Below are 13636 nucleotides of genomic sequence, written 5' to 3'. Positions count from 1 at the left end.
CCATGCCGCCTTTTTTATTGCCTGCTTCCTTGAGAATCTACCAGTTCTTGAATATCTTGTCCGCCGCCGACAATGTTTTATTCAACTCGTCATCGCCATGCATGATAGAAACAAAACCCGCTTCAAATGCTGACGGCGCAAAATAAACGCCCTCCTCCAGCATGGCGTGGAAGAACCGGTTAAACGCCGCCTTGTCGCATTGCATCACTTCGGCGAAACTGGTGGGAATGTCCTTGCTGAAATACAGTCCGAACATACCTCCAATCGACTGCGCGCAAAAATCGATACCGTGATTTCTAGCTGCGACGGCAAGGCCATCGGCCAATTGCCGCGTCCTATCCGCTAGCCGGTCATAAAAACCAGGCGCCTGGATCAGTTTCAGCGTAGCCAATCCAGCCGCAACTGCCACCGGATTACCGGACAATGTGCCTGCTTGATAAACCGGGCCGAGTGGCGCAAGACATTGCATAATCTCGCGGCGTCCGCCGAATGCGGCCATCGGCATGCCGCCACCGATGACTTTGCCCAAAGCCGTCAAATCGGGCTTAATCTGATACAGGCCCTGCGCACAGCCTAAGCCAACGCGAAATCCCGTCATCACTTCATCGAATATCAGCACGCTGCCGTTTTGCGTACACAATGCCCGCAGTTTGGCGAGAAAATCCGCTTTGGGAGCGATCAGGTTCATGTTACCGGCCACCGGCTCCACAATCACCGCGGCAATTTCCTTGCCCCATTTGTTGAAGGCTTCTTCCACGCCGGCGATATCGTTGAAATCCAGCACAATGGTATGTCCCGCCGTTTCCGCCGGAACACCGGCCGAACTCGGATTGCCGAAAGTCAACGCGCCTGAACCCGCTTTGACCAGCAAGGAATCGTCGTGGCCGTGATAACAGCCCTCGAATTTAATGATCTTGCTTCTGCCCGTAAAACCACGCGCCAAGCGGATAACACTCATACCCGCTTCCGTGCCGGAGCTGACCAGCCGGACTTGTTCAATGGATGGAAGCAGCTGGCAAATCAATTGTGCGATGTTCAGTTCCGCTTCGGTCGGTGCGCCGAAGGTCAGACCGTTTTGTACTACAGCTTGAACGGTTTTGACCACATCCGGATGAGCATGGCCGAGAATCAGCGGCCCCCACGATCCGACATAGTCGATGTACTGCTTACCATCCGCATCCCAAAAATAAGCGCCCTCGCCGCGTTGAAAAAAGACCGGTTCGCCGCCGACCGATTTAAAAGCACGCACCGGAGAATTAACGCCGCCTGGAATGTATTGCTGAGATTGTTCAAATAACTGATGATTGCGTGATGTCATTTAGCCGCTCTTAATAAAAATTAATCGATATACCGCTGTTTAAATTACATTATGTTTTGATTTTTCTGCAAATAACTGAGTGTATTGCAGCGCTTTTACCGTGATATTTTCTGTACCGAACAAATCATTGCAAACAGCTATCGCGTCGCATCCGCTTTCGATAACCGCCGCAGCATTGATTAACCGGATACCGCCGATCCCTACAATGGGAACCGTTACTTTCTGTTTGGCATAATCAACCAGATTGGTTGAAACCGGTACTGTATCCGTTTTAGTCGCCGAAGGAAAAAATGCGCCGAAAGCCACATAATCCGACCCCGATTCTTCCGCCTGAAGCGCCAGATGCAGATTGTTATAACACGATGCGCCGACAATTTTTCCTTGCCCCAGCCGTTCGCGCGCAGCGCTAACCGGTATATCGCCCAGTCCCACATGCACGCCATCCGCATCGATTGCCATCGCCAAATCAATATGATCGTTGATGATCAAAGGAATTTCGTACGCCCTGCACAGTTGCAGCAATGATTTAGCTTGTTCCTTCAGCAACATCTTATCCGCAGATTTATTGCGATATTGCACAAGCCGCGCGCCGCCTTCCAGCGCCTGCTGCGTTTTATTGAGCAAATCATCCGTATCGCTCAGATCCGGCGTTATCGCGTACAGCCCGCTAATCCTTGGGTTTCTCAACGACTAGCTCTTATCTTCGTGATCATGATCGTGGTCGTCTTCGGTATCTCTAGCCCAGAAAAGCCGGTTGGGGATATATTGTCCCATGCCGGGACGGAATCCTGCTTGCAGTGTATGCCAGGTATAGTCCTGCGCTTCCAGCACGCTGTCGGTGATGGACAATCCATTGGCCAATGAAGCGGCTATCGCCGAGGCCAGCGTGCAACCCGAACCGTGATAGGTATGCTCCAGCCTTTCCCAATGATCCGCGCGCACAATGCCATCCGCGGCAAAGAGCGTGTTCGTCACCTGGGCAGTATTCTCGTGCGTGCCGGTGATCAGCACATATTCGCATCCCATATGCAGTAACCGCTGCGCGCAAAGACTTAAATCCAGTTTGTTTTCGCTGCTATCATTGTCCTGCTGCGCGAGATGCCTGGCTTCCAGGCTATTGGGCGTCAATATGGTGACTTGCGGCAGTAATAATTCCCGCATCGCATCGATCATCTCATCGTTCGCCAGCTCATCCCCGCGCCCGGAGGTTAATACCGGATCCATTACCAATGGAATGTGCGGATAATCGGAAATCACTTCGGCAATCGCAGCGATAATCTCAACGCTGCCCAATAAACCGATTTTAAATGCATGCACCGGCATATCTTCCAATACCGCCCGGGCCTGATCGGCAATCCATTCGGGATCCAGCGCCATGACATCATCCACGCCGGTTGTATCTTGCACCGTAATAGCGGTCATCACCGATAACGGATGGCACCCCATACTGGCAATGGTGAGCAGATCAGCCTGCAGACCTGCTCCGCCGGTGGGGTCATTGGCTGCAAAAGAAAGTACGATTGGGGGTGGCTGTAACATGCATTAATACCGTAAAATATCATTTTAACCTAAAAGGAAACTGCTATCTATCATGCCTACCGAAGAGAATCGTGAATTCAATCGTTACATGTGCTTAATTTGCGGCTATATCTATGATGAAGCCTTGGGATCTCCGGATGAAGGCATTGCACCGGGCACGCGCTGGGAAGATGTGCCGATCAACTGGACCTGTCCGGAATGCGGCGCGCGTAAAGAAGATTTTGAGATGGTGAAAATATAAATGCGCATTTTGCATACCATGCTTCGCGTCGGCAATCTCGACAAATCACTGGCATTTTATACGCAAGTGCTGGGTATGAAGCTGCTGCGCCGCAAAGATTATCCCGACGGTAAATTCACCCTTGCTTTCGTCGGCTATCAGGACGAAGCCAGCGGCACTGTTCTGGAGCTGACGCACAATTGGGACACACCGTCGTACAACCTGGGTGATGGCTTCGGTCACATTGCCGTCGAAGTGGACGATGCTTACCAAGCCTGCGAAAATACCAAAAAGATGGGTGGCAAAGTAACCCGCGAAGCGGGTCCGATGAAGCACGGTACAACGGTGATTGCATTTATCGAAGACCCCGACGGATACAAAATCGAATTCATTCAGAAAAAACAACCCGGTCAGTAACTCCCGCGAACCGGGATTCAACGATACCCTGTCAGCAAATTTTATCCGTGCAATAAAAAAATAGCCGGTATCTTATTGATATCCGGCAGCGAACGCCGCCATTCCTTGACCGGTTTGGTCATAACCAACTCGTTGGAAAAGGTAAGATGACTTGCCACGCATAAGTCCGTACTGTCACGGCACACACTAACCAGTTGCTCCAGTAATTTTTGGTTGCGGTACGGCGCTTCGATAAAAATCTGCGTCTGCTGCAAACTGATCGATAATTTTTCCAGTTCAACAATTCTGTTTGCCCGCGCAACACTTTCCACCGGCAAATAGCCATGAAAAGCAAACCGTTGTCCGTTCAAACCCGACGCCATCAGCGCCAGCAAAATGGCGGAAGGACCAACCAGCGGTGTCACGACAATATTGTTTTTGTGCGCCAGGCGGACCAATTCGGCCCCCGGATCGGCTACCGCCGGACATCCCGCTTCCGACAATAAGCCTACATCATGCCCGGCCAGCAATGGATCGAGCAACGCTCGCACATCTTTTGCCAGCGTATGTTCGTTTAAAGTTTGCATATGCAAGTCCTGCAAGGGCAATTTGCAGTTCAGTTGTTTAAGAAATTGCCGCGCCGTTTTCGGATGTTCGACGATGAAATAGGATAATTCCTCGATACATTGCTGCACTGCCGCAGGCAAAGCCCAAGCCATATTTTCCTGACTGATCGGAGTTGGGATTAAATACAGTTTTCCGACCATCAAAATACCGGTAGCGTGAAAATATCAAGCATGAAATTAAACAAAAAATCCGGGCGCACTAATGCAAAATTCTCGGCGCGCTCAGAATGAATTCCGGTATCGCAACATCAAAGTGATAGCCATCTTCCGCCGCCATCTGGTAGCTTCCTTTCATTGAACCGACCGATGTCGAAATGACCGTTCCGCTGGTGTATTCAAAGCTATCGCCCGGCTTCAGCAAGGGTTGCTCGCCCACAACGCCCAACCCGCGCACTTCCTGCGTAGTGCCATCGCCATTATCGATGATCCAGTGCCGGCTGATCAGCTGGGAAGCCACCGTACCGTTATTGGCTATGGTAATGGTATAGGCGAACACATGCCTATCCGCTTCTTCATCCGATTGATCGGGCAGATACAACGTGCGTACCGTAACATCGATTTCGTACTTCTTCTCTTCGGTCATCTTGCAGTCCAGGTTGTTTTTACTTTTGGCAGTAGTTTACCAAGAAAAAGTTTAAGACGTATCGATGGGAATAATTTACGCAATAATTTTCACTCTGTTACGCGCAGCTTGTCATTTGCGGTTAAAATACCGGATTTGCTAATTGAGAGGTTTTTTCCATGTACCGCATCGCCCCCAGCATCCTTTCCGCCAATTTTGCCAAACTAGGTCAAGAGATCGCCGATGTGATTGATTCAGGCGCGGATATCGTTCATTTTGACGTGATGGACAATCACTATGTACCGAATCTCACCATCGGCCCCTTGGTTTGCGAAGCCATTCGCCCGGTCACCGATGCCATGATCGATGTGCATTTGATGGTCGAACCCGTGGATAGAATTATTCCCGACTTCGCCAAAGCCGGCGCCAACATCATTTCGTTTCACCCGGAAGCGTCCAACCATATCGACCGCACCATTGGCTTGATCAAGGAACAAGGCTGCAAGGCGGGATTGGTATTTAACCCGGCCACACCGCTGCATTATCTGGATCATGTGCTCGACAAACTGGATTTGGTTCTGATTATGTCGGTCAACCCCGGTTTTGGCGGACAGAAATTCATTCCCGAAGCGCTGAACAAACTGCGCGCCGTTAGAAAGCGCATCGATGCGAGTGGCAGAGACATTCTGCTGGAAATCGACGGTGGCGTGAAAGTTGACAACATTGCCGAAATCGCTCGCGCCGGTGCCGATACTTTTGTCGCCGGATCCGCTATTTATCAAGCTGGCAAGGACGCCGATCCGCATCGCTACGATTCCATCCTGGCTGCATTCCGCGCTGAATTGGCAAAAGTTTAACTCACTGAAACGGCTGTTTCCTGTATTCCAATGAACCCAAGTCTCTCTAGCAACACAAACGCTCCGGCAAGAAAAATCGAGCCTCCGTTAGCGGTCAAAGTCATCATGATCGATCTCGATGGCACGCTGCTCGACACCGCCGAGGATCTCGCGTTATCCGCGAACCTGATGTTGAAAGATCTGAATATGCCGGAGCAATCGACGGCAACGATCCGCTCGTATATCGGCAAAGGCATACAAAAGCTGGTCAAACGCACTTTGACCGGCCAGCTCGATGGTGAACCGGATGCCGCTTTGTTTGCCAAAGCGCTGCCGATTTATGAACAACACTACGCGAACAATCTGAGCCGGAACACACGCCCCTACCCGGGTGTGGTTGAAGGTGTGGAAGCACTACAGCAAGCCGGTTTCAGACTGGCTTGCATTACCAATAAAGCGGAAGCATTCACGCTGCCACTGCTGCGCGCCACCGGATTGTTCGACAAATTCGAAATCATTCTGTCCGGCGACAGCCTACCGAAGAAAAAACCGGATCCGCTGCCGCTGACGCATATCTGCAAGCACTTCAACGCACAACCGCACGAAGCGCTGCTGATCGGTGACTCGCTGAACGACGCTATCGCCGCTCGCGCGGCGGGCTGTCACGTGTTCTGTGTTACCTATGGTTATAACGAAGGGCGTAACGTGTACGAGCTCGATTGTGATGCCATCGTCGAGTCACTGGTGGATGCATCCAAATTGATTACCAAACTGCCCTGACTGCGCACATGACCGAAGCCGAATTTGATCAGCTTGCGCAGCAAGGATACAACCGCATTCCGGTTGTACTGGAAACTTTTGCCGATCTCGATACACCGCTATCCATCTATCTGAAGCTGGCGAACCAGCCTTATTCTTATTTGCTGGAATCGGTGCAAGGCGGTGAGCGTTTCGGCCGGTTTTCGATCATCGGCTTACCGGCAACAACGCGTATCGAAGCACGTGAAAATTCGGTTACCACGATCAGTCCGGATTCATCGGAAACAGTTACTGTCAGTAATCCCTTGGTTTTTGTCGAATCCTATCTGGCGCAATTCAAAGCGGCACCCTGCCCGGCCGGAAAATCGCGTTTCTGCGGCGGCCTGGCCGGTTACTTCTCGTACGATACCGTGCGTTACATCGAGCACAAATTGCAGGGTTACGCCAAACCGGATGCTCTCAATACGCCGGACATGCTGCTGCTGCTATCGGAAGAACTCGCGGTGGTGGACAATCTTTCCGGCAAGCTGTACCTGATCGTTTATGTGAATCCGGAAAATAAGAATGCTTATGCGGACGGGCAAAATCGTCTGAGAACACTGCTGGCCAATCTGCGTCAGCCGATTACGATTCCGACCGAACAAGCGGTTGCTTCCGCTGCTGCCGTTCCCGAATTTCCCGAAGCGGATTTCAAAGCCGCGGTGGAGCGGGCCAAACGCTACATTTACGACGGCGATATTATGCAAGTCGTGCTATCGCAGCGCACCAGCAAGCCTTTCGGCGCATCGCCGCTGGCGCTGTATCGCGCGTTGCGCAGCCTCAATCCATCGCCGTACATGTTCTTTTATCACTTCGATGATTTCCATGTCGTCGGCGCTTCACCCGAGATTCTGGTACGCCTTGAAAGCGGTAACGTAACCGTCCGGCCGATTGCAGGCACACGTCCACGCGGCAAAAATCCGCAGGAAGATGCTGAATTGGCAGCCGATCTGTTAGCCGATCCGAAAGAAATCGCCGAACACGTCATGCTGATGGATTTAGGCCGCAACGACATTGGCCGCGTCGCGCAAACCGGAACGGTTAAAGTGACGGAAAAAATGCAAATCGAAAACTACTCACACGTGATGCACATCGTGTCTAACGTGGAAGGTAAATTAAAACCTGAGCTCAGCGCCATCGACGTGCTGCGCGCGACCTTCCCGGCCGGCACCGTCAGCGGCGCGCCGAAAGTACGCGCAATGGAAATTATCGACGAGCTGGAAGTCTCCAAACGCGGTGTGTATGCGGGAGCGGTCGGCTATCTCGGTTTCAACGGCGATATGGACTTGGCTATCGCCATCCGCACCGCTGTCATCAAAGACGGCACACTGCATGTCCAGGCAGGCGCGGGAATCGTTGCCGATTCGGTGCCGCAAAACGAATGGATAGAAACGCAGAATAAAGCCAAAGCTATTCTTCGCGCGGCGGAAATTGCCGAGAATGGTTTGGATAGTAAAATCTGAACAGAAAATGGTGATTCCGTTCATGGCTCCATTCCAGTAGCCGTAAACGGAATCAAATCGCGCTGCTTCTTTGTTTGCTTGAATGAATTCCGGATCTAGCTGGCAATCAATGTCGATTCGATTTCCGCAAAGCTCTTCGCAACATTGTTGGGGGAAATGATCATACCCAATTGTTTCTCTATTTGCGTCCAGGAAAAAATACCGCAAATCCTGGGCAGCCCGATGGTGTTATCGTCGATCACCAGTGCATGCAACCGGCCGCTTTCGCGCAAACTGGCGACAATATTACCGACCCGCGCATGCACCACCTCATCCAGCGAAATGGCTTCCAGTTTATCCAGTGGTGTCATGATGTCCATCACCAGAATTTCATGGTGCTTCACGCCACGCTCCTGAATAAAGCGCATCGGCTTCTCGCCCAGAATATCGGTAGCCGTGATGATTCCGGCCAGCGTATTGTCATTGTTCATGACCAGCAGCGTCCGGATACCGCGTTGCATCATGTAAGTATTGGCAATTTCCATCGGTACGCCAGGTGCAATAACTGCGGCATGAATGGTGCGTAAATCGGTCATTACTTCCAGCGCGGGAGAATCGAACGTGACTGGAATGGACGGCAGGGGATGGGAAATGTGTACAGTGCCGGATAGGCATTTCACGTTGAGAGACTTATATTCATTCATCATTTTGTGCACTCCCTCGAGGGTTGAAAGGAAACACCTGATTTCAAAATAGATCACCTACCTTGAGTCGAAACTCTACGCCGAAAAAGCATTTGAAGCAATAGGCCTATTTATCGTAGGGAAAAGCCTATTGCCGGTTATACACCCACTGCACCAGCGTATCCATGACGGCGCGGGACTGTCCGGCTTGCTCGTGATTGACAAAAAAAACCACGATGACGCGCCGCCCCGATTTATCCAGCAGATAACCCGCCAAGGCACGCACATTGTTGAGCGCGCCGGTTTTCATATGCGCCAATCCTTTCACCGGGGTATCGGTAAAACGGTTTTTCAGCGTGCCGTCAACCGCCGCAATCGGCAGCGAAGAAATAAACTCCGGCATCACCGGGCTGTTAAATGCAGTCAACAGCAACTGCCCCATATGCCGCGCGCTGATCTGTTCCCTGCGCGATAAGCCGGAACCGTTTTCCACCACCAATTCCGGAAAACTCAGTTGCTTGGATGCCAGCCATTGCCGGATTGCCACCTCCGATTTGGCCAGTGTCGCGGTAGAGTTATTGCTGACCACATCGCCCGTGCCTAGTGTCAAATACAGCTGGCGCGCAGCGATATTGTTACTGTATTTATTGATGCCGCGGATGATATCCGCCAGCGGCGGAGATTGATAAATTTTCAGCGGCGGTAAATTCTGCGGCGTCCGGCCCAGCACCACATCGCCGTCAAATAGCCCGCCCTGCTGCGCCCATAAGCGTTTAAACAGGTCGCGGGTATACACAGCGCTGTCTTGCAGACTCAACATATACGACTGTTTGCCGCACTGCCGGGAAAAACTCCCGTTCAAAGCCACGGTAAAATCATTTTTCTCTTCCTTGCCGGGAACAACCTCAATCGTCAGCAGATTTTGCCAATCGCCGCACTTACCTTGGGTAAGCTTTAAATTATTCTCCACCCGCAAAGATTCCGGTAAGGGATCGACCACCACACGCACCGAATTTCTGTCCGGTTCCGGAAACAGGTGAATGGTCGAGGTGCGGTAATTCACCAGCAACGCTTCCGGCAGCACGTTATACGTGCGATAGGGTTGTCCGTCGAACTCGCCCGGATCGTCGGCGGGAATGTCGTAATGCGAGTGATCGAGAATCAAATTGCCTTTGATCTCATGCAATCCGGTTTGCCGTAGCCGATGAATCAGCAGCCAGAAATTCTCCAGATCCAGCTTGGGATCGCCGTACCCTTTGATGATCAGATCACCCTGCAATACGCCGTCAGCCATCTTGCCATTGGCGTACAGCATGGTCGGCCAGGTATACGCCGGACCGAGTAATTCCAGTCCGGCATACGTCGTCAGCAATTTCATAACCGACGCCGGATTCATCGCCGCATCCGCATTGACCGCGACAATCGGCTGATTCTTGCCAATCTCCTGCACGTACACACCGGTTGCTGTCTCCGGAATAGCCAGTTGTTGCAGTTTTTGCTTAACAGTTGGCGGCAATCCTTGCGAAAAAGCAGCAACCGGCAGGATGCTTTGCAGAAGCAACAGACTAAAGCAGAAATAAAGGCGGGACATTGCGGTTAGTTACTGAAAAGCACTATTTCTTCCCCGTACACAAAGCAAAGCCGTCATCCCAACCCATGCGGTATTGCCCGTCTTTGTCATAGCGATTCAGGTCTTTGAAAGCCCAACTGGTTCTTTTCGCGGTTTCACAGCCATCGATATAGCCCTGCTGCGTATTTTCCGGATAACCGGTCAGGTTGTATTTGGGTTTGGCGCTTTCCGGCAACGGACCTGCCGGGCGCTCCGGCTTCTTACCGGGCAGTGGCAGTTGCTTATCGGACAACGGATGCTGCTTATCAGGCATTGTGCTGCACGCGGAAACGATGATAGTGAAAAGAATGACGAAAAACGATAAACGAAAATGCATGAATGTACCTTTGCTCATTATTCAATAAACTACAAAACCGATTTCAACAATTTACCCATTTCAGCCGGATTGCGCGTGACTTTGATACCGCAGGATTCCATCACATCGAGCTTTTCCTGTGCCGTACCCTTGCCGCCGGAAATGATCGCACCGGCGTGGCCCATGCGTTTACCGGGTGGCGCGGTCACCCCGGCGATGAACCCGGCTACCGGTTTGCGCATATTTTCCTTGACCCAGCGCGCGCAATCCTCCTCATCGCTGCCGCCGATTTCTCCGACCATCAACACCGCGTCGGTTTCGTCGTCGTCGTTGAACAATTGCAACACATCGAGATGTTTCAGACCGTTAACCGGATCGCCGCCGATGCCGATGCAAGTAGATTGCCCGAGTCCGAGCGCCATCAACTGCGCCACCGCCTCGTAGGTCAACGTGCCGGAACGCGACACCACGCCGATACGGCCCTTTTTGTGAATATAACCGGGCATGATACCGATCTTGAGCTCATCCGGCGTGATGATACCGGGGCAATTCGGGCCGATCAGCCGGGTTTTCTTACCTTGCATTTTATAACGTGTGCGAATCATATCGCGCACCGGAATGCCTTCGGTGATACAAATCACCAAATCCAGCTCGGCTTCCACCGCTTCGTCGATCGCCGCAGCGGCAAACGGCGGCGGCACATAAATCACCGACACATTGGCGCCGGTTTGTTGTTTGGCTTCCTTAACGGTGGCATAAATGGGAATGCCTTCAAAATCCTCACCCGGTTTGCGCGGATTCACCCCCGCAACGAAGCATTCCTTGCCGTTGGCGTAGTCGCGGCACATACGGGTGTGAAATTGCCCGGTTTTTCCGGTTATGCCCTGCGTCATGACGCGGCTGTTGCGATTGATCAGAATAGACATATTTTGCTCCTGAAATGATTAACTCTGACAACCGCACGAAGATGGTTTCGACTTCGCCGCATTGACCGCTTTTTGCGCCGCATCGGCCATATCCGTCGCCGAAATGATCGGCAAACCGGAATCGGCGAGAATCTGCTTGCCGAGATCGACGTTGGTGCCTTCCAGACGCACCACCAACGGCACGTTCAACTGCACCTCGCGCGCCGCGGCGACCACACCTTGCGCAATCACGTCGCATTTCATGATGCCGCCAAAGATATTCACCAAAATCGCCTGCAATTTGGGATTACGCAGCATCAGCTTGAACGCCTCGGTGACTTTTTCCGCCGTCGCACCGCCACCCACATCGAGAAAATTAGCCGGGTTGCCGCCGTATAGTTTGATGATATCCATCGTTGCCATCGCCAGGCCAGCACCGTTCACCAGGCAACCGATATTGCCATCGAGCGGGATATACGATAATTCGTGTTTAGAGGCTTCGATCTCGACCGGATCTTCCTCATCCAGATCGCGCAACGCGACGACTTCTGGGTGACGAAACAGTGCGTTATCATCAAAATTCATTTTGGCATCGAGCGCGATCACTTGTTTTTCCGCAGTCAACGCCAGCGGATTAATCTCCAGCAACGATGCGTCGGTTTCATCGAACGCCCGGTACAATCCTTGCAGCAACGTCACAGCGCCCGGCAAGCTCTGTGCCGGAATGCCGATTTTTTGCGCGATGTCCTGCGCCTGCTGCTCACTCAATCCTGCGATGGGATCGATAAACACTTTATGAATCTTCTCCGGCGTCTCGGCAGCTACTTTTTCGATCTCCATGCCGCCTTCGGAACTCGCCATCAAACACACGCGCTGCTGGCGCCGATCGGCCACCATACCGGCATAAAATTCTTTCTCAATCTTCACACCCTGCTCGATGAAAAGGCGATGCACGATTTGCCCTTCCGCGCCGGTCTGATGCGTCACCAGCCGCATGCCCAAAATCTCCCCAGCACGCTGCCGCACTTCGTCCAACGACCGCGCCACCTTCACCCCGCCGCCCTTACCGCGCCCGCCAGCATAAATCTGCGCCTTAACCGCCCACACATCACCGCCTAGCTGCTTAGCGGCATTCACCGCTTCGTCGACACTGAAACACGCAATGCCTTGCGGTGTTGCAACGCCGTATTGCCGTAAAATTTCCTTGGCTTGGTATTCATGGATTTTCATGGATATCACTTCTCCTTAAGGTAATAATTCCGGCCACTCCGCCGCCGGAATACGCGAGCGAGCATAACGATTAATGCTATTGTAGACGGTAACCAGTAATGAAACCGTCGCATGCGCTTTGTTCAATGCTGCGGCAAATTCTTCAGGATCGGACACATACTCGTGGATCAACTTATTGCGCAAATTACGCGCATTCAACCAATGCTCGACCGACGGCAACAAACCGAGTTTCTCAGCCCGATTCAGGTTATCCAACGCACTGCCGGTTTTTTCCGCCATCGACCGGAGTAGAGCCGGTATCAGTTTATCTCCCACAGTATCCTGCATCCGGCCAAAACGCGATACAAACGCATCGAGACGTTCCGCCAGATCATCATCGTTTTCCAGCCGCTCCACCCACGCAGCATCCAGTTCCATCGTGAATAACCGCGTATCCGTTTTCTGCAGCAATGCACCTTCGCGCCGCACTATTTTCAATAAACTCAGCAACCTGGTTGATTCGATTTTGAGCGTATCCACTGTCATAAGATTACACCGGTTTGGCGCGCGATCTGATGGATTGGCTGTTCCCGTGTCTCCGGGTCAATGATGATGACATCGATTTTCTGATCACCGAGTTGCAGCTGCAATTGACTCGTCAACCGGCATGTGGTCAAAACCCGATCAGCCAATTTCTGTTCCGTTTCGATCAGCAAATCGATATCTCCACCCTTCTCATCCAACCGCGCTCTAGAACCAAAAATGCGAATACGCGCACCATCTCCCAGCAAGCGATGCACCACAAAGTGGATGCTTTCGATTTCCCTGGCCGATAATCTGACTCTGGGATTGGTGTTAAAGCGATGTGAAGCGTCAGTATCGAGTCCCATCATTAATCAGGAGCCATGAGCTTTAATTCGTTAAATAAAAAAACCGCCGAAAGCAAGTGGAGAATATAACCCGAAGAGATTAAATATACCGATAGTTATTTCTTAGTCTGGTGCTTTTAATTGCATTCCATCAAGATTCCAAGCTCGTCACGACAGACGAGTCGATCAGACAGACAAATCAATCATTTTAATAGGGTGAAATACAGCATTTACATTACAGCAAGTTTAAATTTTGATTTGTTACATACCAAATAAGATCCAAAAGCACCGCACTTGGTGTGCTTAGC

Annotated in this window: 17 protein-coding genes; 5 read left to right on the top strand and 12 right to left on the bottom strand. The window is 51.8% G+C overall.

Annotated features, from left to right (window positions below):
- Positions 1-37: 37 nt before the first annotated feature.
- The 3 genes from hemL to thiD are packed head-to-tail and all read right to left on the bottom strand — an operon-like array spanning position 38 to position 2857.
- Positions 38-1318 (bottom strand): glutamate-1-semialdehyde 2,1-aminomutase, encoded by a 1281-nt coding sequence (hemL, locus tag R2103_RS03900; RefSeq protein WP_317530215.1) that lies wholly within the window; start codon positions 1316-1318, stop codon positions 38-40.
- Between the two features lie 39 nt (positions 1319-1357).
- Complete coding sequence (gene thiE / locus R2103_RS03895) at positions 1358-2005, bottom strand: thiamine phosphate synthase (protein ID WP_317530214.1); 648 nt, start codon at positions 2003-2005, stop codon at positions 1358-1360.
- 3 nt (positions 2006-2008) lie between these two features.
- The gene (gene thiD, locus R2103_RS03890; protein WP_317530213.1) at positions 2009-2857 is read right to left on the bottom strand and encodes a bifunctional hydroxymethylpyrimidine kinase/phosphomethylpyrimidine kinase; all 849 of its coding nucleotides are present in this window, start codon (positions 2855-2857) and stop codon (positions 2009-2011) included.
- A 52-nt stretch (positions 2858-2909) separates the two neighbouring features.
- Between thiD and R2103_RS03885 the strand changes: the two genes are divergently transcribed.
- Complete coding sequence (locus tag R2103_RS03885) at positions 2910-3098, top strand: rubredoxin (RefSeq protein WP_090320551.1); 189 nt, start codon at positions 2910-2912, stop codon at positions 3096-3098.
- Positions 3099-3494: a lactoylglutathione lyase gene (gene gloA, locus R2103_RS03880; protein ID WP_317530212.1), complete on the top strand. Its 396-nt coding sequence runs from the start codon at positions 3099-3101 to the stop codon at positions 3492-3494.
- Positions 3495-3535: 41 nt separating this feature from the next.
- Here the strand turns inward: gloA and R2103_RS03875 are convergent, their stop codons facing one another.
- Entirely contained in the window at positions 3536-4240 is a 705-nt protein-coding gene (locus R2103_RS03875) for an SAM-dependent methyltransferase (protein WP_317530211.1), read from the bottom strand.
- A 58-nt stretch (positions 4241-4298) separates the two neighbouring features.
- Positions 4299-4682, bottom strand: coding sequence for a Co2+/Mg2+ efflux protein ApaG (gene apaG, locus R2103_RS03870; protein WP_090320560.1), 384 nt, complete (start codon positions 4680-4682; stop codon positions 4299-4301).
- A gap of 158 nt (positions 4683-4840) precedes the next feature.
- Here apaG and rpe point away from each other — a divergent pair, with 158 nt between their 5' ends.
- Genes rpe through trpE form a run of 3 tightly spaced genes read left to right on the top strand, consistent with a single transcriptional unit; the run spans position 4841 to position 7758 of the window.
- The gene (gene rpe / locus R2103_RS03865; protein WP_317530210.1) at positions 4841-5518 is read left to right on the top strand and encodes a ribulose-phosphate 3-epimerase; all 678 of its coding nucleotides are present in this window, start codon (positions 4841-4843) and stop codon (positions 5516-5518) included.
- Positions 5519-5548: 30 nt separating this feature from the next.
- Positions 5549-6277: a phosphoglycolate phosphatase gene (locus R2103_RS03860; protein ID WP_317530209.1), complete on the top strand. Its 729-nt coding sequence runs from the start codon at positions 5549-5551 to the stop codon at positions 6275-6277.
- Positions 6278-6285: 8 nt separating this feature from the next.
- A complete protein-coding gene (gene trpE, locus R2103_RS03855; protein ID WP_317530208.1) occupies positions 6286-7758 on the top strand; it encodes an anthranilate synthase component I in 1473 nt (490 codons plus the stop codon).
- 95 nt (positions 7759-7853) lie between these two features.
- Here trpE and R2103_RS03850 read toward each other — a convergent pair whose 3' ends face one another.
- The 7 genes from R2103_RS03850 to R2103_RS03820 form a co-directional block, all read right to left on the bottom strand.
- Positions 7854-8444, bottom strand: coding sequence for a CBS domain-containing protein (locus tag R2103_RS03850; RefSeq protein WP_317530207.1), 591 nt, complete (start codon positions 8442-8444; stop codon positions 7854-7856).
- 124 nt (positions 8445-8568) lie between these two features.
- Positions 8569-10011 carry a D-alanyl-D-alanine carboxypeptidase/D-alanyl-D-alanine-endopeptidase gene (gene dacB, locus R2103_RS03845; RefSeq protein ID WP_317530206.1) on the bottom strand — a complete coding sequence of 481 codons (1443 nt, stop codon included), beginning with the start codon at positions 10009-10011 and terminating at the stop codon, positions 8569-8571.
- A gap of 22 nt (positions 10012-10033) precedes the next feature.
- On the bottom strand, positions 10034-10384 hold the full coding sequence (locus R2103_RS03840) for a hypothetical protein (RefSeq protein ID WP_317530205.1): 351 nt from the start codon (positions 10382-10384) through the stop codon (positions 10034-10036).
- Between the two features lie 11 nt (positions 10385-10395).
- Complete coding sequence (sucD, locus tag R2103_RS03835; RefSeq protein ID WP_317530204.1) at positions 10396-11271, bottom strand: succinate--CoA ligase subunit alpha; 876 nt, start codon at positions 11269-11271, stop codon at positions 10396-10398.
- An 18-nt stretch (positions 11272-11289) separates the two neighbouring features.
- Positions 11290-12480, bottom strand: a complete 1191-nt coding sequence (gene sucC / locus R2103_RS03830) for an ADP-forming succinate--CoA ligase subunit beta (RefSeq protein WP_317530203.1) — start codon at positions 12478-12480, stop codon at positions 11290-11292.
- A 15-nt stretch (positions 12481-12495) separates the two neighbouring features.
- Positions 12496-13005, bottom strand: coding sequence for a hypothetical protein (locus R2103_RS03825; RefSeq protein WP_317530202.1), 510 nt, complete (start codon positions 13003-13005; stop codon positions 12496-12498).
- Positions 13002-13352, bottom strand: coding sequence for a nucleotidyltransferase domain-containing protein (locus tag R2103_RS03820; protein ID WP_317530201.1), 351 nt, complete (start codon positions 13350-13352; stop codon positions 13002-13004). Before R2103_RS03820 ends, R2103_RS03825 begins: the two co-directional genes overlap by 4 nt.
- Between the last annotated feature and the right edge of the window lie 284 nt (positions 13353-13636).

Source organism: Nitrosomonas sp. Is24, from assembly GCF_033063335.1.
Lineage (GTDB): Bacteria > Pseudomonadota > Gammaproteobacteria > Burkholderiales > Nitrosomonadaceae > Nitrosomonas.
The sequence above is the reverse complement of the archived record's forward strand: the minus strand, read 5'-3'. Positions and strand labels throughout refer to the sequence as shown.